The organism is Roseateles aquae (genome assembly GCF_032337115.1).
GTDB lineage: Bacteria > Pseudomonadota > Gammaproteobacteria > Burkholderiales > Burkholderiaceae_C > Roseateles_C > Roseateles_C aquae.
Window position 1 is genome coordinate 542833 of record NZ_JAVXZY010000002.1, and the last position, 21635, is coordinate 564467.

General features: G+C 68.9%; 13 protein-coding genes. All 13 read left to right on the forward strand.

From position 1 onward, the window contains the following. Positions 1-471 precede the first annotated feature (471 nt). Genes RQP53_RS07645 through RQP53_RS07705 form a run of 13 tightly spaced genes read left to right on the forward strand, consistent with a single transcriptional unit; the run spans position 472 to position 21634 of the window. Positions 472-693 (forward strand): hypothetical protein, encoded by a 222-nt coding sequence (locus RQP53_RS07645; RefSeq protein WP_315649629.1) that lies wholly within the window; start codon positions 472-474, stop codon positions 691-693. Between the two features lie 15 nt (positions 694-708). Then, positions 709-1998 carry a Pvc16 family protein gene (locus RQP53_RS07650; protein WP_315649630.1) on the forward strand — a complete coding sequence of 430 codons (1290 nt, stop codon included), beginning with the start codon at positions 709-711 and terminating at the stop codon, positions 1996-1998. Continuing rightward, positions 1995-4049 carry an ATP-binding protein gene (locus RQP53_RS07655; RefSeq protein WP_315649631.1) on the forward strand — a complete coding sequence of 685 codons (2055 nt, stop codon included), beginning with the start codon at positions 1995-1997 and terminating at the stop codon, positions 4047-4049. The genes RQP53_RS07650 and RQP53_RS07655 overlap by 4 nt, the downstream gene beginning before the upstream one ends. Before the next feature lie 49 nt (positions 4050-4098). After that, the gene (locus RQP53_RS07660; protein WP_315649632.1) at positions 4099-10842 is read left to right on the forward strand and encodes an eCIS core domain-containing protein; all 6744 of its coding nucleotides are present in this window, start codon (positions 4099-4101) and stop codon (positions 10840-10842) included. Positions 10843-10868: 26 nt separating this feature from the next. Then, positions 10869-11657, forward strand: a complete 789-nt coding sequence (locus tag RQP53_RS07665; protein WP_315649633.1) for a hypothetical protein — start codon at positions 10869-10871, stop codon at positions 11655-11657. Positions 11658-11681: 24 nt separating this feature from the next. After that, positions 11682-11960 (forward strand): hypothetical protein, encoded by a 279-nt coding sequence (locus RQP53_RS07670; protein ID WP_315649634.1) that lies wholly within the window; start codon positions 11682-11684, stop codon positions 11958-11960. 36 nt (positions 11961-11996) lie between these two features. Beyond that, positions 11997-13058 carry a hypothetical protein gene (locus RQP53_RS07675; protein WP_315649635.1) on the forward strand — a complete coding sequence of 354 codons (1062 nt, stop codon included), beginning with the start codon at positions 11997-11999 and terminating at the stop codon, positions 13056-13058. A 2-nt stretch (positions 13059-13060) separates the two neighbouring features. Beyond that, entirely contained in the window at positions 13061-13618 is a 558-nt protein-coding gene (locus RQP53_RS07680) for a phage baseplate assembly protein V (RefSeq protein WP_315649636.1), read from the forward strand. Between the two features lie 20 nt (positions 13619-13638). After that, on the forward strand, positions 13639-13980 hold the full coding sequence (locus RQP53_RS07685; protein WP_315649637.1) for a hypothetical protein: 342 nt from the start codon (positions 13639-13641) through the stop codon (positions 13978-13980). 11 nt (positions 13981-13991) lie between these two features. Further along, complete coding sequence (locus tag RQP53_RS07690; protein ID WP_315649638.1) at positions 13992-14372, forward strand: GPW/gp25 family protein; 381 nt, start codon at positions 13992-13994, stop codon at positions 14370-14372. Positions 14373-14382: 10 nt separating this feature from the next. Then, a complete protein-coding gene (locus RQP53_RS07695) occupies positions 14383-16881 on the forward strand; it encodes a baseplate J/gp47 family protein (RefSeq protein ID WP_315649639.1) in 2499 nt (832 codons plus the stop codon). 43 nt (positions 16882-16924) lie between these two features. Further along, positions 16925-19276, forward strand: a complete 2352-nt coding sequence (locus tag RQP53_RS07700) for a baseplate J/gp47 family protein (RefSeq protein WP_315649640.1) — start codon at positions 16925-16927, stop codon at positions 19274-19276. Between the two features lie 36 nt (positions 19277-19312). Continuing rightward, positions 19313-21634, forward strand: coding sequence for a hypothetical protein (locus tag RQP53_RS07705; protein WP_315649641.1), 2322 nt, complete (start codon positions 19313-19315; stop codon positions 21632-21634). The last annotated feature ends 1 nt before the right edge of the window (position 21635 follow it).

The window sequence follows — 21635 nt, forward strand, 5'->3', positions numbered from 1 at the left end:
TACAGCAAGGCCGAAGCAGCTCAGCTGGCCACGCCGATTCAGCACGCGCGTGCAGTTGGCGCTGGTGTGCAATGGTCCTCGCCCGACCCTGCCAACAGCCTCGACACGACTGAGCATCCACTCGGCGCGGTGAAGTCTTCCGGGGCCACGGCAAACCCGCCTGCTGCGCCGGCACCGCTGACGATCCAGCAGCCCACGCCGCCCTTGACGCCGCGCCCATCGCCGGCGATGGCGCAGGCGGATGCCTTCATGCGTGCGCTTGGCGTTCCAGGGCGACCAGCCGAAGCCGAGGAGCAGCAAGCCCTGGCAGATCGTTCGCCGGGGGCATCAGGCCTACCGCTGCCTGACTTGCTGGACACAGCGCCACCCAGGTCAGCGGCGCGGCCTTCCCGCCAGATCGCGGAATCGCAAGACGTCCAAGCTGCCGGCGTCCCAGTACGGCTGCTTCGCCCGGCCAGGACGACGGCCCTGGTGCCGCCCGCGCCTGTCCAGCCCGCACATCGGCCCAAGGCCTCGGCGCCATCGGAGCCACCGACCGGGCCCTCGGCCAAGCCGCCCGACACGCGCCCCACCCAGGCAACGCCCGCCGTGGTCGAGACCACCGTCATCGTGCCAGTGATGCCTCCGACCCGGCGTTTGGACGACATCGCCCATGGCGCCAGCGTCGAACGATTCGGCCTGGGCCAGAGTTGATGAGGCGCGTGCACCATGGCCTTGCTTGATCTCAGCCTTGTCACACGCTGCATCACCACGTTGCTGGAAAAGCACATTCCAGTCTTTCCTGATTGGCCGGCGGGCAACACGCTGACCGTCTCGGCGGGCCCTCCGGATGCGGTCAATGCGGCCAACGCGCTCAGCTTTTACCTCTATCACGTGCGCGAAGACGCTCACAGCAAGTCTCAAGACTGGCCGGTACCTGGCGACGCCGTGCCGCAGCGCTTCAAGCCGATGGGCGTGACGCTGTACTACGTGATGACGCCGCGCAGCAATGCGGCAGACAGCCATCTGCGCGCCCTGTCTGACCAGCTGTTGATGGGTTTGGCGATGAAGACCTTGCGCGACCAGCCTTTCATCGACGATCACACGGCCACGCAATCCAAGCTCGGACTGGTGACCGTGATGCCTACGGCAATGCGCGGGCGCGGCAATCGGCTGCGCATCGTCCTGCAACCGACTGCCTCAAACGAGGCCGTACAGTACTGGCAGGCGGGCACGCAGGCGGCACGGCTGGCTGCCTATTACGAGGTGTCCGCCACCTTGCTCGAACCTGATGAGCCGCCCAGCCGCGCCGGCCGCGTGCTGATGCTGGGCGTGCATGCCTTCACGCGCGGCGAGCCCCGGATAGATGAGTCCGGCAGCCAACTCAGCTACAAAATCCCCGGAGAGCCGCAAGCCCGAAAGCTCGACGTCTCGCCGGCTGAGGTACCTTTCGGCGGCACGCTGACGCTGCGCGGCAGCAATCTCAAAGGCGACAGTACTGGCCTGCAGGTCGACCACCGCAGCTTTGCCCAGCCGCTTGAAGTCGACTCGGCTTGGACGCTGCAGACCGACGGCAGCACGCTGACGGTGCGGGTGCAAAAAACCATCGGTGCACAAGCTCTGCTACCGGGCATCTACGGCGCTGTGGTTCGCAGCACGACACGCAAGACCCTGCCAGATGGTAGTCAGCGGGACTTCGATAGCTATTCCAACGAAGTCCCCTTCGCCATCGCGCCACAGATCGCCTCGGTCGCCGTCGCTGGCGCCATCCTGACCGTCAGCGTCGATGGTTTCCTGATCGATGCCATCGATCCCAGCGATCTGTTGGTGTTTGCTGGCAACAGCCGGCTGACGCGGGGCAACGCCAATCCGCCGGCTGCTGGTGAATTCTTTGTGCTCCCCGGCAGCCCGAGCTTGCGCCTTCGCTTTTCATCAACGCTGAGCGCTGGCAGCATCGTGCCGCTGCGCCTGGTGGTGCGTGGTGCGGAGTCACCACCGCTCTGGGAGAGCGTGCCATGACTCTGGCGACCCAGCATGGTGGCGAGCCTCGCGAGGAGGCAGCGGCGGGCACCAGGTCCCCGGCCGCGGCAGCACCCAGCATTGAACGGGAGGCCTGGCGTGAACGCCTGTGCGTCGCGCTGCGCGGCGCTGCCGTCGATGCCGGGCTGGCATCTCCATCGAGCGCCCCATCAGGGCGCTTGCGCGAGCTGGCAAGACGATTCGGCCTCAGTGCGCTGGAGCTCGACATCTTGGCCGCACTCTGGGTAAGCGCCTTTGACGCCGAGCTGCGCGCCACACTGGCCGCGCGAGAGGCCTATAGCGCGCAACTGACCGTGCGCAGCCTGAGCTCCCTGCATGGCCACGCAGCCCGGGTGCGACTGCCCAGCGATTCACCTTTGCTGCTCTGGCAGATGGTGGTCGAGCATGGGCTGATCGATGGCGGCGCTGCGCTGGCGCTCGATCCTGCCTTGCTGCCCTGGCTCGAAGGTGAGCACGAGCTGGACCGTGCCCTGGTCGGCCGCGTCGCCCTGCTGCGCACCGGCGATGCCCTGGCCGACTGGCCGGTAGCCGCCACAGCCGCTCGCGTGCAGGCGGCCTGGCAGCAGGGCCAACCGGTGCGGGTGCACATCGTTGCTGCTGACGCTCTGGCCGGTCCCTGGTTCGCGGCCGCCGTGGGCAAGCGGCTCGGCCTGGCCGTGCTCGCTGCCAGCGCTGGCGCCTTGCGCGACGGCGAACACGACGCATTGCGCTTGCAACGTCAGGCCTGGCTGGACGGCTGCCCGCTCTGCCTGAACCTGGCCGATGTCGCGCTCGCCAGGCCGCGAGGCGTCAAGCCCTACCCGCTGCAGTTCCTCTGCGCGACCGCGACTGCAGCTGCCCAGCCAGGCGAGTCGACGCCGGCATTCCCACAGCAAACCAGCGCTGCCCCGGCCACGACAGCAAGCACAGCCCCCATTGATGACCTCGCCGATGAGTGGCTGATCGCTGGCGAGCCAGCCTGCGTGCTCAGCATCGAGCTCCCCCCGCCCGGCCCTGAGGAACGCCTGCAGCTGTGGCGGTCGCTCTGGCCGCCGGTGGCGGCCTGGCCCACCGCTGCGCTGCAGGACCTGGCACTGAGCCACGACGCCGGACTGGCCGACATCGCCGCAGCAGCGGCAGCAGCACCGGCTGATGCACAGCAGGCCCGTCAGTTCCTTCGCGCGCGCGGTCGTGGCGGGCTTGCTCAGCTGGCACGGCGCATCGATGCTCAATTCGGCTGGGACGATCTGATCCTGCCCGCCGAACCGCTGCAGCGCCTGCATGACATCGCCTTCGAGGCGCGCGAGCGCAACCGGCTTTGGGCCGAAGCCGCCGCTGCCCGCCTGTTCCCCTATGGCCGCGGCCTGGTGGCCCTGTTCGCCGGCCCGCCGGGCACGGGCAAGACCATGGCCGCGCAGGTGATTGCCAGCGAACTCGGCCTGGACCTGCTGGCCGTTGACCTGTCGGCCATCGTCAGCAAATGGGTCGGCGAAACGGCGCAGCACCTGCAAACCCTGCTCAGCGCTCCAGCCGCCCAGCGCGCAGTCTTGTTCTTTGACGAGGCCGATGCGCTGTACGCCAAGCGCGTCGAAGAGGTGCGCGATGCGCAGGACCGCTTTGCCAACCTCGATACCAGCCATTTGATGACGGCGCTGGAGGCTTACCCTGGCATCGTGCTGCTGGCCAGCAATCTGAAAGGCAATATCGACAGCGCCTTCCTGCGCCGGATCCGCCACGTCGTCGATTTTCCCAAGCCCGAGCTTGAAGCCCGCCTGCGCATCTGGCATGGCGCGGTTGCCGCACTCTTCGGTCCGGCCGAGGCAACGCGATTGAACGCAGCGCTGCGATGCGTGGCCCGCATTGAGGCCACCGGCGCGCAGATCAAGAACGCAGCGCTCAGCGCGGCATTCGCGGCTCGTCAGGCGCAACAGGCCGCAGACGCCCTGCTGCTGGGGCGCCTGCTGGCTCGTGAGCTGGCCAAAGAGGGCGCCGGCGTTTCAGAACGTGAACTGGCGGCCATGCTGGCCGCTGACACCGGGAGCGCGTCATGACGCTGACGCAGCGCCTCCGACTCACCCCGTTCCGAGCCGGGAGCGATCTGTGAGCACGGCTCGCGGCGCCCGTGGCAGCGCAAGCAGCCGTGCGCAGGGTGGCACCGCCGCACATGGCAAGGCATTGGCGGCGGCGCAGCGCCCGGCCGTCACGACGCTGCGCTCTGCCCCGAGCGGCGGCGCCGAGCAGCAGGCCGAGCGCGCTGCCGACGCCTTCCTGCGCGGCGAGCAGGGTCTGGCGGGCGGACTCAGTCCGGCGCCCTGGTCCGCATTCAAACTGTCGCAAAGCCTGGGCGAAGCGCTGCCGGCCACTCTGGCACAGCCGCTGGGCGCGGCATTCGGCGTCGATCTGGATGGGCTGCGTATCCACCGCGACGCAGTGGCACAACAGGCGGCCCAGCGACTGGGCGCACGCGCCTTCGCCGCTGGGCGCGATGTCTATTTCGCCAACGCTGCCTTCGATACCGCAAGCGCTGCGGGGCGCCACCTGATAGCGCACGAAGTGGCCCATGTGATCCAGCAAGCGGGCGTGCGCGCCAGTGGTGGCGGCTGGCGTCTTGAGGCCCGTGCCAATGGCCTGGGTGCCGTGCAATGCCAGCCGGCGAGCACGGCGCCGCCGCCGGCGCAGGACGCCGCCGCGGCCTTCGACGACATGGTCAGGCGCACCACCAGCAGCAGCGAAGGTGAACACGCCCGCGCGGCCATCGAGATGGCGCGCCAGGCGCTTGCGGCCGCACCGGACCGACATGGGCGCATCGCTGACGGCACCTTGGCGCAGCCCATCGCTTGGGGCTCGCCATTGGTGGACGCCACACGCCAGAGCGCCTTCATCGCCCTTCACCCGGTGGGCAAGGGCTTCATCGTCGATTGCCTCAAACGCCTGGGCTACTGGGCACGGGCCAAGGAAATCCTGCAAGCCGATACGCGCTTCCAGATCCGCATCGGCCGCTGGAACCAGGATTTCGCCGCCTGGCTCGCCAACGGCGACGCTGCGGTCAACTGGATCGGCACGGCGCTGGCCACGGCCGAGTTCCGCGACATCTGGCCCGTCGCGGCCATGAACCAGTACCGCCGCTTCCTGCTGCGCCCGCACACCGCGCCGCTGCCCCTGCCCGCCAGCGTCGCCAATGCGCACCAGGATGCGACGCAGCGCCTGAACACCGCCCTGCACGAGCACCGCCTGGTGCCACAGGAGGGCGTGGTGCTGGCCTGGCAGTTGCTGGACAGCCTGCACGCCGAGCAGTTCACCCACCTGCAGGAGCTGCAGGCCGAACACGGCGTCATCTCCTCGCAGACCACACCGCTGCATCAGCGCGTGACACTGCTGAGCAATCTGCGGCGGGACTGGCAGGCCAAGCTCGACGCCGCCGACACCCCCGCACACCTGCGCCAGTATGCGCAGGCCTTGCTGGCGCTGATCGACGAGTTGCTGCCCTTCTGGCAGGAGTGCCTGGGCCTGTTCGAGTCCACCGCGGCACGTTTCACCGGCCTGGATGACCGCGACCTGGTGGCGCCATTGCCGTTGGGTGAAGCCGCACCACTGACGCTGCCGCTGGTGCGCGCGCTGCACGACGCGCTGCTGCCGGCCTGGCAGCAGCTGTTCGCGATGGGCGACGATGGCCAACTGCCGAGCAGCGAGGTCTATGCGCGCGCGCTCGACGCCTTTGAGCAGGCGCTCGCCGTGGACGCCCCGGCACCGGCGCACAAGACCTTGCTCGAGCGGATCGACGCGGCGCTGGTTGACGAGTTCGACCGTACCCGTGCCCCGGCCATGCGCCCCGGCGCGCGCGCGCGCCCGGCCCCCGACCGCAGCCGGCTGCGCACGCTGGTGACCCTGGCCTTCTGGCTGGACTTTCTGCGCACCCAGACGCGCCGCTACAACCGCACGGTGGACGACGCCTCGCCGCACTTCGTCGACGAGCGCGCTGGCCACCGTGTGCGCATGGCCCGCCACGTCGGCGCACTGGCGCGCTGGCTGCGCTGGGCTGACGTGCTGGCAAGCTGCGAACCGGTGCTGGCCGCTGACCGCAGCGCCGCTGGCGCGCTCTGGCTGCTGAGCGACTGGGAACCCGATGCCGTGCTGAGCATCGGCCGCCTGGCCGAGGACTTTCCCGAGAACCTCGACCGGCCCTTCCCTGGCACGCCCTTCACCGCGCGCCATCTGGTCGACTGGTTCCGCCTCGACTACAACACCCGCCTGGCCGACACGCTGGACACCCTGCTGCGCGCCGAAGCCCGGCTGCCGGCCGACGACCAGCTTGACCTCAGCGCGCTGGGCAGCCTGGTGCATCAACGCGGGGCCGTCGGCGAGGTCATCGGCGGCGCCGAGGCGCAGTTCAGTGCTGCCGGCGGCGAAGCGCCGGCTCCGGCCTCAGGCAGCGGCATGGGCCTAACGCAGCCGCAGCGCTTCGTCGTGCGTGACTGGGTCGCCAGCCTCAACCCCGAGGCCGAGCTGGACTGGTCGGGCTTGATCGCATCGCGGCCCAAGACCCGGCTGCAGCTTGAGCGCCACCTCGACATCGCCAGCGGTCCCGGCGCCACGGCCGAACGCGCCGACCTCGCCGCGCACGGCCCGCTGGGCACGCTGCGCATCATCTATCCGGTGCCGCCGACGATGGGCGTGTTCGCCTGGGTGCTGCCTTCGCTGGTGCCGATGGTGCGCTTTCTGGCCGGTCTGCGCGAGCCGCGCAACGCCTCGCTGGCCGCTGAACTGGCCTGGTTGCGCGAGCGCGATCCGCTGACCATGTCGCCGGACGACTGGAACCGCTTCAACACGCGCATCCGCGAGCTGCTGGAGCGGCCGCTGCACAGCTTGCAGGAGGCGCTGCCGGACCGCCTGCGCCGCCTCACGGCGCTGCTGCGCCGCCTGGCCACGCGCCGCCTGCGCGCACGCATGGACCGCTTCATCGCCGGCCCCGGCATGGAGAGCGGCGACGAGATGCGCCTGCGCCTGACCACGCCGCAATGGGCCGTAGACCAGGTCGAGGACCTGCGCGCCATGGCCTACCCGCGCGATGAGGCCGAGCTGCAGATGGGCCTGCTGATGCTCAGTCTCGCGCCGCAGGTGTTGGCCTTTGCCCAGCGGCCGCTGGACGCCGCCTCGTTCAACCAGGCCGTGTATGGCGACCTGATCGCGACGCTGGCCATCCTCGACGACCGCGAACGCTTTCAGGCAATGCGCCGCTGCGCCACGCACAGCGAGGACGAGGCCGGCAACATCGTCTACATCGACAGCCGCCTGCGTGAACGCAGCGAACAACTGCGCCAGGCCAAGGCGGCGATGGACGCCGCCGTACTCGAAACCCAGGGCCAGGTGGGCTTTCGCGGCGATGCTGCCCAGGGCAGCAGCGGCACCATCACGCCGCTGGGCCTGTCCACGCCGATCTACGCCAACACCGACGCCTCGCAGGCCGACACCTGGCGCCTGGGCATGCGTGCCGACGCCGACGGCCACATCGACTGGGCCACCGGCACGCGCTACCAGATCCACAGCGTCGCCCACAGCTTCACCTACTACCAGGGCATCGGCGCGCCGACGCCCGCCGGCATGCGCGCCGGCGCCGGCGGCGCCTACGCACCAGCACGCCTGGTCTTCCCCGAGGGCTCGCAACGCCCCGAGAACGGCGAGCCCCGGCTGCTCTTCACGCTGCTGATCGACGGCGTCGCCACCCCGGTCACCGAAGACAATCTTGAGCTGCTGACGCGCCTGAATGACGTCTTCCTGTGGCGCTCCTTCGGCATTGGCATGGAGAACACCGCCGCCATGAGCCAGGCGGCGATGCAGTGGATCATCACCGTCGTCGGCATCGCCCAGCCCGAGTTGGCCTATGCCGAGTTGGCCACCAACCTGATCGCCATGGCCGCCGGCGGTGAATTCGACGAACTCGTCCACCAGCTCTACCAGGACCCGCTGGGCCTGGTGGGCGACATCGTCACGCGCTTTGCCGGCAACGCACTGCGTGCGGATCACCTGTGGCGCTTTCTGATACTTAACAGCGACGCAAACCCGCTGGCACTGTTGGGCAGCCTGGTGCCCAGCAGACCGCGCGCACAGTCGCACCCGGCGACCACGCGGCTGGGACGCATCGTCGCGGCGCTGCGCGACATCGGCCAGCGCTTCGCGGCCGCCGTCGAGCAGCTCAAGCTGCGCACCGCCGGGCCGCTGCGCAGCGCGCAGTCGACCATCTCGCTGCGGCCGCGCCTGGCCTGGCTGCTGCTGCGCGCGGCTGACTTCATCGGCTTCGTCGCCGATCAGGTGCCGCCGTCGGTGCGCGACCGCTTGATCAACGGCGTGGTCGAGCTGGCCAGCGGCGAGGTGGCCGGCGGCGCCGACGCCGACGAGGGCGTGCTGGCCACGCTGGTGGCCATCGTGCGCGAGCAGATCAGCAGCAGCGCCGACGACATGGAGCAGTCCACGCGCCGCCTGCTCGAAGGCCTGGCCACTTACGAGCTGCCGGCCGAGCTCATCGACCTGGAGCTGGCCACCGAGCTGATCATGCAGTTCATCCTCGACCGCTTCGGCCCGCGCGGGCGCGCCTACCGCCTCATCATGGAGTTGTTCCCTATCCCGCAGGAGGACCGCGGCCGTTTCCAGAACATGGACACGCTCTACCACTGGGTATGCGCGCAGATTGCGGGTGCCTGGCGTGGCACGGAGCTCGATCCCAATCGCTATTGGCGCCAGGATGTGCTGCCGCAGATCGCCGGACGTTTCGACCAGACACGCGACGAGCTGGTCGACATGCTTTATGACGCCAGCGACTTCGTCCTCAGCGGCCTGGGCCGGCCGCACTTCCCGCGGCCTGCCGGCTTGGCGCCAACGGTGATCGACCCGGTGCCGCTGGACCCGGCCACGCAGGGCGGCCCGGCGGGCAGCGTGCACCGCTCGCCGGGATGGCATCTGCCGCTCTCCGCCGGCCGGCCGCTGGAACCCGAGATCCGCACTGACCTGGAAGGACGCTTCGGCGTGCAGCTGCGCCACGTGCGCATGCACGACGGCGACGAGGGCCGCCGCGCCACCGAGCCGATAGGCGCACGCGCCGTCACCTCCGGCAGCCACATCTACCGTCATCCCGACGAGGCCGGCGACGGCGCCGCCGCGCAGCGCCTGCTGGCGCACGAGGTGGCGCACGTGGTGCAGCAGATGGGCCCGCGCGCACATGCGCCCGGCTTCGGCCGGCCCGGCGCTGGCCTGATCCTCGATGTCGCGGCCGAGCGCCGCGCCGACGCCGCCGCCGCACGTGCGCTGGGTGGTGCGCCGGCTGCGGCCGCGACGGCGGGTTCGGCATCGCCCGGCGTGCAGCCGGCGTTCGAGACCGTCGTCGCGCGCGACATCCTCAACCTGCTCTCCACCACCGGCTCGACCACCGCCTTTGAGGTGCCTACCGGTGGCGTCGAAGTCCCGGGCATCGCCCAGGCCCGTGCGATCTGGAGCAGCGTACACACCCGCCTGGGCGCCCCTTCACAGATCAGCTTTGCCGCCTTCATGCAGGAAACCGAGGTGCAGGCGGCGCTGCAGGCGCTGCTGAGCAACACCACGCACGTGGCCCAAGTGGAACGCGACCTGGCCGGTATCGCCAACCTGGCGCAGCGGCCGCTGCCGCGTGCGCGGCGCAGCGCCCGCATCAGCACCGAGCTGGATCCGGCGCGCTTCGTCACGCTGCTCGAGGGCTATCTCTTTGCTGCCTTCGGCGTGGCCATGCAGATCAGCGCGGCGGCGCCGGCCTTCGAGGTCAGCGCCCTGAACGTCACCAACGTCGACCTCGGCCGCGTCGCCAGCGACAACGAGCTCTGGAACAAGGCCATGCGCACCTTGCCAGACGCCGGCGGTGTCTACCGCCGCGAGCTGCATGCGCGGCTGGGCGTGATGGGCCCCTCGCGCGTGCCGCAGCCCGGCATGTTCGAGTCCACCCGTTTTGCCTTCAGCAGCGCCTTCGTCGAGGACTTCCGCAGCCTGCAAAACGCGCGCAATACCGCCGCCGTCACGGCGCTGGAAACCGCCGCCAACTACAAGGCCACTGGCCGCAGCGATGTACGCGGCCTGCGCCTGGCGACCCACGGTGAGCTGAAGAGCCGTGGCGTGAGCGAGCAAAAGCGCGAGTCGCACCACATGAGCCAATACCTGCTGGCCCAGTTCTTTGCCAATGTTCACGAACGCAAGTTCATCCCGCCGGCGCTGCGCGACGCGGTCAACGACGGCGTCGGCCCGGCCGGCATCGTCTGGGACGGCGCGATGGTCGCCGAGCTCGGCCTGGGCGGGCGCCGGCTGCGTTTGACGGCGATGGACGTCACCAGCAGCGAGCGCGGCGCCAATATGCCGGCCATCCTGCTGGCCTCGCGCACGCACAAGCGCGGCCGTCTGCATATCGAGCGTGAAGGCCAGTGGGACGCCGATCGCAACGAGACCACCGGCACCCTCTCGCAAGGCAATGCGATCCGCAACGCCTTCAACGCCGCGCTGCCCGCCGACTTGCGCACCGACACCGCCACGCCGGCGCAAGCCGCGCGAATCCGCGCCTGGTATGCCGCGCCGGCCAATATCGGCAAGGGCCCACAGCCCTATTACGACGCGGCCGTGGCCACCTATCACTGGATGTACAGCCGCATGATCCCGGCGCTGGAGACGGCGCTGCAGACCGAAGAGCGCGCCTTCTACAACGGCGTTGCCGCCATCGGCCACCCGGGCGACAGCCACTACCAGCTCAGCGAGGGCGAAATGAGCACCGTCTTCAACGACGCCAAGCGCTACCACGACACCCGCATGCGCACGGCCTTTGGCTGGCCAACGCCTTGACCCGCCCCACAGCGAAGGCGAACGAGATGTCCTACCCCAACGCTCCCCTGCTGCTCAAAGGCGCACTGATCTACTTCGGCACGCCGATGTTGATCCCGCTGCCCAATATCATCGTCTTCCAGTACAACCCGCAGACGCTGACGCGCAGCTTCACGCCCTGGGCGCCGGTCGCCCGTCAGCCCGTTTTTGAGGGCGAGGGGGCAGCGCGCCACCTGGTGGCCGAGCGGGCGGCCTTGACGGCCGAGCAACAGCATTCGTTGGCCCAGCCTTTCGACCCGCAAGAGAGCTTCTCGGTCGTGCTGGATCTCGACGCCACCGACGCGTTGGAGCACCCCGAGTCCCACCCGGTGGCGGTGGCCGTCGGTGTGGCCGACCGGCTGGCGGCCATCGAGATGCTGCTCTACCCGCCCGGGGACAGCCTGCTGGCCAGCGTGCTGCCTTCGGTCAACGTGTCGATCTCTTCGTCTGGTATCAGCGCCAGTGCCTCGGTGGGTGCGCAGCTGCAGCGGCGCGACGCGCCGGTGGTGCTCTTCTTCTGGGGTCCAGGGCGCATCGTGCCGGTGCGCATCACCTCCTTGTCGATCGAAGAAACGCAGTTCTCACCCCTGCTCTATCCGACTCATGCCAAGGCGACCATCGGCCTCAAGGTGCTAGACCCCGACGACCTGGAGAAGATCGATGGCGAGCCGGCCACGGGCGCGGCGGTCCAGATCGCCAAGGCTTGCTACAAGTTCACGCGCGGCCAAAAAGAGGCCTTGGCGATCGCCAATCTGGCCAACGCGGTCGAATCCATCATCGGCCTGCCGCCAACTTAGGGCGTTAACCACGAAAGCATTGCCATGAGCCTGTTTGATGCCAAGAGTCGCTACGCCAAGCTCGGCAAGATCACCCGCATTGACCATCGCGGCCGTGCGGTGGAAGTTGTGCCACCTGCGCCGGCGCTGCAGCAAGCCTTGCTCGGCCGTCATGTACGGCGCCAGGGAGAGCGTGCCGATCACCTTGCGGCCTTGTACCTGTCTGATCCAGCCGGCTACTGGCGGCTGGCAGAAATGAACGACGCGATGACCGCCGACGTTCTGGCCGAGTTGGGCGAAGTGTTGATCCCCACGCGTGCCTGAACTCCCACAGAACTCACCGCTTTTGACTCGAGCACCATGCCACAAGGTTGCGAGATCCTGATCAACGGCGCCAGCGACGCTGGGCTTGACACACCCACGCTGGTGCGCGTCACCGAGGAAGCGGGTGCGGCCAGCAGCTACAGCCTGTTCTTCGACCTTCGCATCGCCGATGGCACGGTGCCGCTGCTGGAAGACGAGCGCTTGGGGCCAGACGCCGATCTGGCCGTGCGGGTGCGCGCCGGCGGTGGCCAGGCCGTGCTGGTTCGCGGGCCGGTCACGGCGCAAGGGATCTCACTCAAACCCGGCGCGGCCGATTCGGTGCTGGAGGTCTGCGGCGCCGATGTGAGCATCAAGCTGGGCCGCGAGGTCAAGGTGCGTGTCTGGCCCACGGTGACCGATGAAGCCGCGATCAGTCAGCTGCTCGGCGATGCAGCGCTCACGCCCAGGGTCACCATGCCGACCACGGTGAGCTATGACGAGAGCAAGAACGTCCTGGTGCAGCGCGAGACCGATCTGCACCTGATCCGCCGGCTGTCACGCCATCAAGGCTGTTGGCTCTGGCTGACTTACGAAGCCGCCAGCGCCGCGCCTAGCGCCCATATTGCGCGCCCTCCCGTCGACGCCGACACCGAGGTTCACTTCTACATGGACGGCGAGCAGCGCAATATCGAAGCAGTGCGGATTGACTGGAACAGCGAGCGCATCACCGCGGCCGACAGCGATGCACGCGACAGCTTTGCCGCTGACGATCTCAGCGGTACGGTTGAACGTTCGCCACTGAGCGCGCTGGCGGACCATGCGCTGGCTGACATCCTGAGCCAGCCGCGCCGCGCCCGCCTGACGGCGGCCGTGGACGAAGCCGGCGATCTGCAAACCCGGTCCGAGGCCGCGCTGATCGAGCAGGCCTGGTTTGTGAGTGCCACGCTGAGCGTCACCGAGCGGGTGCTCAAGAACGTGGTGCGGGCTCCCAGCATCGCCGAGCTGCACGGGGTGGGTCATCGCCACAGCGGCCGTTGGCTGGTCGCACGCGTGGTTCACGAGATCGACGATCAGGATCACCGCATGCAGGTGACCCTGGTCCGCAATGCCTGGAACTGAACATGCTCAATGACGCTCTCATCGATCTTCAACATGCCCAGGTCTCCAAGGTCTATGGCAAGTACGCCGGCAAGGTGATCGACAACCAGGACCCGCTGAACCTCGGCCGCCTGCAAGTGAGTTGCGCGGCCGTGCTCGGCGACGCCAAGGTCTGGGCCCGCCCTTGCGTGCCCTATGCCGGGCCGGGCGTCGGCATGTTCTTCCTGCCCCCCAAAGGCGCCGGTGTCTGGGTGGAGTTTGAGGGCGGTGTACCCGGCCGCCCGATCTGGGTCGGCTGCTACTGGAACAGTGGCGAGCTGCCAGCCGACGCCAGCACACCGGACACCAAGCTGATCATCACCGACACCGCGAGCCTGAAGATCGACGACCAGCAGGGCGAGGTCAAGCTGAGCAACCACAACGAGGCCAGCACCACCTGGGCACAGGACATCAAGGCCGAGGCCGGCAACGCCACCCACACGGTAGGCGCAGCCGGGGTCGTCAGCGAGGCCTCGCCAGGCAAGGTCGAGGTCGGCGCTTCCGGCGTCAGCATCAATAGCGGCGCCTTCACGGTCAGCTGAAGCACAAGGCAAGCACCCAGATGGCCACCGCCTTGCTCACCACCGGCTCGTCGCTGCAGTGTCCGCACGGCGGCACGGTCACGATCGCATCAACCAACACCCAAGCGCGGGCCGGCGTCGCCCTGGCCCTGGCCAGCGACACCTTCAGCATTGCCGGCTGCCCCTTCCAGATTCCGGTGGGCACGGGCAGCGTGCCGCATCCCTGTGTGCAGGTGCGCTGGACGAAGTTCAACCAGAGTTGCAAGGTCAACGGCCAGCCAACGCTGGCGCTGGACAGCAAGGGCATTTGTCTGGCGGCCGACCAGGCACCCCAAGGCCCCGTCTCCATCGTGCAAGCCCAGCCGCTGGTACAGGGCAGCTGAGAGGAATTTCCATGGCCGAACTGCCCTTCACCAGCCTGCGATACCCGCTCTCGGTCGATGCCGTGCGCGGCCGCATCGCCCAGGAGCCCGACTATGCGGCGCATATCGAGCAACTGGTCTTGCAAGTGCTGCTCACCGCTCCCGGTGAACGCATCAACCGGCCCGACTTCGGCTGCGGCGTCAAACGCCTGGTCTTCGCACCCGGTGGCGAGGCCGCTGCAACGCTGGCGCAAAGCGTCGTCTATCAAGCCCTGACACGCTGGTTGCCGCAGGCCATCAGCGTGAGCCAGGTGACGGTGCGTGCCAACGATGCCGAGCTTGCCATCCGTGTGGCTTACACCGTCAAGGCGCGTGGCGAACGGCGCGTGCTCAATCTGCAGGTGACGCCATGAGGAGCCGGCCATGATTGATCGTGTCGACCTGCTGCGCGCCAGCAGCACACTGAGCGGCATTGACTTCATCCAGGTCACGGCGCTCACGGCGCCACCACGCGTGGCGCTCACCCTCTTCTTCCAGCACGATGCGCTGCCTGCCGCCGTCAGTGCGGCCTTGGACGGACTGGCGACGCAGCTTGACCATATCCGTGTGATTGGCGAAGGCCAGGCCGATCCCGCCACGGTCACGGTGCTTGACTACCAACTGCCGCCGCCAGCGCCCATCGACGGGCGTGAGGTGCGCCGTGTGACCGTGGCCTGGCCGGGGGGGCGTGGCTGGTACCGGCTCTTTCTCGACAGCCCGGTGATCGATCCCTACTTCAACGGCACGCGCTTTTCCTTCCACGCGGCCTGCGACAGCGAACTCGACTGCGCACCGCTGCCACACGGCTGTGTCGACGAGAGCGATGTCGACTTCCCCGTCGACTACCGCGCCCGCGATTTCTGGAGCTTCCGCCAAGCGCTGATCGACTTCGCGGCGCAGCGCTACCCTGACTGGCAGGACCGGCTTGAGGCCGATACCGGCATGATGGTGCTGGAACTGCTGGCAGCGCTGGGCGACGAGTTCGCCTATGCCCAGGACCGCCTGGTCCGCGAAGCCAGCCTGGCCACGGCGACGCAGCGCCGCTCTTTGCGCCATCTGGCGCGGCTGGTCGATTACCGCGTGGACAACGGCAGTGGCGCCTTCGCCTGGATCGATGTGCAGGCGAGCGCAGACAGCAGCTTGGATGCAGGCACAGTGATCAGCGACGCCTTGCAGCAGGTCTTCTTCGAGCTCGGCCAGGGGCTGCGCGACACGCCGCTTGGAGCTGCGCCCAAGGCCTATGCGATCAAGATCGCACGCAATACGCTGCAGCCCTATCTCTGGGACGAGAGTGACACCTGCCTGGCCGCTGGCAGCACCACGCTGACCTTGCAGGGCGCCCATGCCGCCGATCTGCTGCCCGACCCGAATTTCGATCCGCACGGTCATTGGGCACTGCTGCGCACCCGGCCACCCACGCCCGATCTGCCGGAGCGGCGTCTGGCCGTGCGCATCATTGCGCGCCACGATGCCGTCGATCCCCTGACCGGCGCGGCGATCACGCAGATCAGCTGGGAGACCCCGACGCCCTGGGAGCTGGATCTGCAAACCCTGGTCGTGCGTGCCAACCTGCTGCCGGCCACCTCGGGACGCACCCAGAGCACCCGCTTTCGCATCGGCGAGCCCAGCGGCCCCGCCGATCCCGAGCCCGATCTGCCGCGCGCCATCGAACGCCTGGGCTGCGCCAGCACCCTGGGCTATCCAGTGCCCGGCTCGGACGAGGATGACGCCGCGCGCGTCAAGTACCTCTTCCCGCTGCCGGGCTCGGACACAACGCCGCTGGCGTGGTTGCCCGTCATCGCGACCGACGGCAGCACCCGCATGCAGCCCGAGGTCGACCTTGTCGGTGATGCCGACGGGCGCTGGGCCTGGTTGGACGCCTTGATCGGCGAGACCACGGCCCTGCCCACCGAGGCTGCCTACACGCTGGAAGACGGCATCTACAAGCGCGTCGTCGGCTTCGAGCGGCTGGGCCGGCTGACCGAGTTGGTCGACTACGCCAGCGGCGCAGGCAGCACGCTGCGCTTTGGCGACGGCGAGTTCGGCCGTCGCCCGCCCGAGCACGCCAAGTTCACCTTGCGCTGGCGCCTGGGCAATGGCAGCCGGATGAATGTCGCCCCCGACACCCTGACCCATTTCCCAGCTGGTGTGCCGGCCGGCGTCGATGCGAGCGCCGGCATCAGCAACCCGCTGGCCGCAGCCGGCGGCGCCGACCCGGAAGATGCCGAACAGATCCGCATCAACGCGCCGCAGGATTTCCGCACGCGCAGCTACCGCGCGGTGCAAGCCGAGGACTATGCACAGATGGCCGAACGCCTGCCCTGGGTGCAAAAGGCCGGCGCGGCGGCACGCTGGACGGGCAGTTGGTCGACCGTCTTTGTCACCCCCGATCCGCGCGATGCCTTCGGGCTCAGCGCCGGTCACCGGCTGGATCTGGAGCGTACGCTGGACCGTGTTCGTCAGGCCGCCCGTGAGGTCAAGGTACGCGACCCACGCTATGCCGATATCGACCTGGAGATCCGCCTTTGCGTCGCGCCCAATGCCTACCGCGGCGAGGTCAAGGCGGCCACGCTGGCCGCGCTCTTTGGTCCGCCGCCGGGCCAGGCGCCAGCAGCGGGCACAGCGCCGGGTGGCTTCTTCGATCCCGATCACTTCAGTTTCGGCACGCCGCTGTCACGCGCCGCGCTGATTGCCGCGCTGCAAGGCGTGCCGGGTGTGAAGGCGGTCGAGGGCATGAGAGTGCGCCGCCGCGGCTGGTTCGACTGGCGCGACTTCACCGAGTACGCGCTGAAGGTCGGTGTGGACGAACTCGTACGCGTCGCCAATGACCGCAATCTGTCCGAGCGCGGCGCGGTGCGCCTGTTGATGGAAGGCGGCGCGTGATGCGGCCACTGACACCCGTTTGCGTCCTGCCTGAGGAGCTGAGATGAGCTGTGCCTGCGACCCTGAACGTTGCGCCACGCCGATCGCCATTGCGGCCGGGCTGGCACTGCTGCCACGCTCGCCCGGCGGCTTCGCTCAGTGGCGTAGGCATCTGCTCGCCGCCATCGGACGCGAGCCGGGCCTGTCGCACTGGCGCGCACGCGAGCCCGGCGACCTTGGCCTGATGCTGGTGGAGATGAGCGCCTACGTGCTGGACGTCACCAGCTTCTACGACGAACTGGTGGCCAACGAAAGCTACCTCGGCACCGCCAGTCTGCCCGACGCGCGGCGCCGGCATGTCGCCTTGCTCGGCCATCTGCCGCGTCCGGCCATGGGCAGCGCCGCTTGGTTGGCGGCCGAGGCCGATGGCACGCGGCTGCTCAGCCTGCCGGCCGGCAGCGCGGTGCGCAGCGGTGCTTTCAAGAGCCCGGCGGGTGCCGAGCAGCCCCAGGTCTTCGAGACCGAGGCCGACGCGCTGATCGAACCGCGTGTCAATCGCCTGGCCGTGGCTCGCGTGCCGGCTAGCTCGCTGCCCAGCCCCTTCGATCACATCCAGGTGCGCGCAGGCAGTGTGCGGGCCCGCGCCGACATGCCCCTGGTCGTCGATATGAACGGCACGCTGGCCGCCACAAGACTGGCAAGCCAGCAGCCGCTGCACCTGCGATCGCGCCAAGCCGCAAGCCGGCTGAGCTTTGCCGGCACACTGACGCCGCCGGCCGGGGCCAGCTACGCGACGACCCGCTTGCTGACGCCAGGCGCACGATGTGGCGCCTGGAAGCTCACGCCCGGCACGGGCGAACTGGCCGTGCTGGACAGCAGCTCCGTCTCGCTGGATGCACGGGTGGCCATCCATATCGGTGACATCGTCGCGCTCAGCGTGGGCAGCAGCACGGTGGCACGGCGGGTCAGCGGCGTCAGCGAGACGGCCTACACCCTGCTGGGGCCGCTGACCAGCGACATCAAGGATGCCGCCAATGCCATCAAGGGGCATCTGACCAGTCCGGCCATCCAGCTCCTTGTCACCCGTTTGAGCTTCGATGCGGCGCTGCCTTTCGCCGCGTCTGACGCTGCCCATCTGAGCCTGCACTACGCCATGGTCGAGGCGGCCACGCCGCAGGCCCCGCTGGCGGACACCCTGACGCAGGCCGACAATGCACCGCTGCCCGACTGCTTCGATGCGCCGCGTACACCGGTCAGCCAGGTGCTGCTTACCGATGTGCATGGCGAGGCCGTGTCTGCCCACGGCGTGCTTGACACGGCCGCACAGCGCTTCACGCCGGATGCATCGCCGCCCTGGGGCCGCGAACTGACTGCGCCGGTAAACCTGTACGGCAATGTGATCGCCGTCACCCGCGGGGAGACGGTGCACGGCGAGGTGCTCGGGATCGGCGATGGCGCACAAGCGCTGCAGAGCTTCCGCCTGAAAAAGAAGCCGCTGACCTACCTCAGTGCCGGCAATGCAGCCGGACGGCGCAGCACGCTCAGCGTCTGGGTCGGGCAGGTTCGCTGGCAGGAGGTAGAGAGTTTCTATGGTGTGGCCAGCGACGCTCGCGTCTATACCGTGCGTCACAACGATGCCGGCGAGACCGACATCCAGTTCGGCGGCGGCGCTCGCCTCCCCACCGGCGCCCGCGTGCTGGCCAACTACCGTTGGGGGGCCGGCGCGGCCGTGCCCCCGGCCGACTCGATCAAGCAGCTCGCCAAGCCAATTCCAGGGCTGCGGCGCCTGTTCAACGCGGTGCCGGCCTATGGCGGCGCCGATGCCGAATCGCCAGCCGAGCTGGCCGTGCGGGGGCCGCAATCAGCGCTGCTGCTGGGGCGGGCCATCTCGTTGGCAGATTTCGAGGCCGCGGCGGCACAGCAAAACGGCGTGCGCGCCGCCCGTGCGAGTTGGCGCTGGGACGCCCAAGGCCTGGGTCCGGCGGTGATCGTTGCCGTCATTGCCGACCCCGGCGTGGTGCCCACGGTGCAGGCCGCACTGCGCGCCTTGGCGGAAGACGGCGCTCCGCTCAGCGTGCAAGCAGCCAGCGCGCAGTCGGCGCGCCTTGATGTGGACGTGAGCATCGCTGCCGATCAGGACCCCGATGCCGTGATCACTGCCATCGCCGCCGCCCTGTGGGCACCGGTCGGCCTGCCTGGCAGCGGCGGCTTGCTGCGAGCCGAGCGGCTCGGACCCGATGGCGTGCTATTTGCCAGCGCGGTGGTCGCTTGCGTCATGGCCGTTCCCGGCGTCACCGGCCTGAATGCGCTGCGTTTGGACGCTAGCGATTTCACCGATATCGGCCGGCGGCCCGCCGCGGGCGCCTATTTCGCCTTCGAGGCCGGTGGTGTCTACATCAACGGCCGCGCTGCCTGAGCGGCTGATAACGCTTCAATTCAAGGGATGAGCGCCATGCCAACTGCACGCGACGGCTACCGCGAGTACTACGCCGAAAAACTCTGGGACTGGGTGCCCGCCATCCACCGCGAGATGGATGCGCAGCAAGGTGGCGATGCGCTGCGCGCCCTGCTGCACGCCATCGCCAGCCAGGCCGCCGTACAGAAGCGCAGCCAGGACCGGCTCTGGGACGATATGTTCATCGAACTGGCCGACGATTGGGCGCTGCCCTATATCGCCCAGCTGGTAGCCACACGGCTGGTCAGCGCCCTCAGCCCGCGGGCACGCCGAGCCGATGTTGCCAAGACGATCTATTACCGCCGCCGCAAGGGAACTCCGGCGGTGCTGGAGCAGCTGGTGGCCGATATGAGCGGCTGGACCGGTCATCTGGTGGAAGAGTTCCGCCGCCTGGGCCGCTTGCGTCATGGCCTGGACGGTGTGGCCCGGCTCGGCCGCCTGAGCGCTACGCCCGAGGGCGGCCTCGCCGATCTGCGCCAGGTGCGCGCCGCGCGCCTGGCCGGCGACGCCTTTGACGAATTCCACTACACGCCCGAGATGCGCCGCCCGGCCTTGCCGGCCGGCCGCCTGGGCCTGCGCGGCATCCATGTGCTGGGCTTCCACCTCTGGCGCATGCAGAGCGTCGCGTTCGATGGTGTGCAACCCGCTCGCGTCATCGACGCGGCAGGCACGCGCGACGGCTACACCTGCGACCCCAGCGGCCGCGATGTGCCGCTGTTCAGTGCGCCCGATGCGAGCGGCAACGCCGGCGTCTCCCCGATGTTCGGCGCTCCGCGCGACTGGTCAGCCTGGCGCAGTGCCGACGAATGGGCGCTGCCTCGGGTGATTGACTGCCGCTTGCTCAACGAAGCGATCTACGAGGTCAATGAGGCAGCGCTCGCCTGGGTCCTGTCGGCCGGCGTCATCACGCCGGCCCAGCGTGCACCGGCCGCCGCCGAGCTGGCCAAGCTGCTTGGCCAGCGTTTTGCCAATAGCGCCGAGATGGCGCGCACCTTGGCTGGCCGCCCCAGCGGCATGGGTGCCGTGCTTGGCGCCGCGGCCGTACTGGACGGCTTGAGGCCCTTGATGCTTCGAGCCGACTGCGGCAGCGCCGCGCTGCTCGCCGACGCCAGCGGCCAAACGGCACAAGGCCGCGCACCGGCGGCCAGCCTGCGGGTGCTGGCGGGCACGCCAGTGCCGCGCGAGCGCAGCCGTGGCGCTCAGCTCAGCAGTTGGACTGCCACCCTGCCCGCCGCCCCGGCCGGCGTTGACTGGCTGTTGGACCCCGCGCTTGGCCGCTTTGTTTACGACAGCGGGGCCGCTGATGCCAACCAACTTCGATTGCGCTACCGCACGGGCCAGCTGGCGCCCATCGGTGCAGGTGCCTGGGCGCGCACTGTCGACGCGACACCCGCCACCGTGCATTGGGCACAGCGCTCGACGGCAGGCGGCGTGCCCGCCTCCGGCATTCTGGAAATCGACGACAACACCCGTTTTGAAGCGCCACCCAACCAAGCGGGAGTGAGCCAACTCAGCGTGCGTGCCGCGGCTGGCACCCGCCCTTATCTGCGCCTGAATGCAGACTGGGTGCTGCAGGCAGCGGGCGCCCAACGCACGCTGCTGCTCGACGGCCTCTGGCTGGGCGCTGCCATTGGCGCAACAGCACGCCTCGTAATTGCCGGCGACTGGGCGCGTGTACAGCTGCGCTATTGCACGCTTGACCCCGGCGGCAGCAATGCCGTTGGCGCCACGCTGCCACCGGTCAAGCTGATCATCACCGGCACGGTCGACGAGCTTGTGGTCGACAGCAGCATCGTGGCCGGCATCCAGCTTGAAGGCGCCGCAGCCAGCGTCGACACGCTGCAGATGCGCGACTGCATCGTCGATGCGCGCGCGGGTGGCCCCATCGATCTGCCAAACACCGCCGTCACGCTGTCGCGCTGCACGCTGCTCGGCATAGACGTGAGCACCTTGTGCCTGCACGCTGAGCGCCTGTGGGCCAGTGACACGCTGATCGCCGGCATTGCTGACATCAGCAATGTGCAGCAAGGCTGCTTCCGCTTTTCGGCGCGCGCACCCGGTTCTCGGCTGCCGCACCCTTACGAATCTCAGCTGATCGATGATGTGCTGCGCCTCTTCGCCACGCGCCGCTTTGGCGATCCGGCCTATGCCAGCCTCTCGCCGCGTGCGCCCGCATCGCTGTTCACAGGTTCAGAGCAAGGCAGTGAGATTGGCGCGTTCTGCGCTTCCCTGTTTCCCATCAAGCTCGACAGCCTGCGCGCCAAGGTCGAGGAATACATGCCCTTCGCACGCCTGCCCGCCTACCTCCTGGAGAACTGAG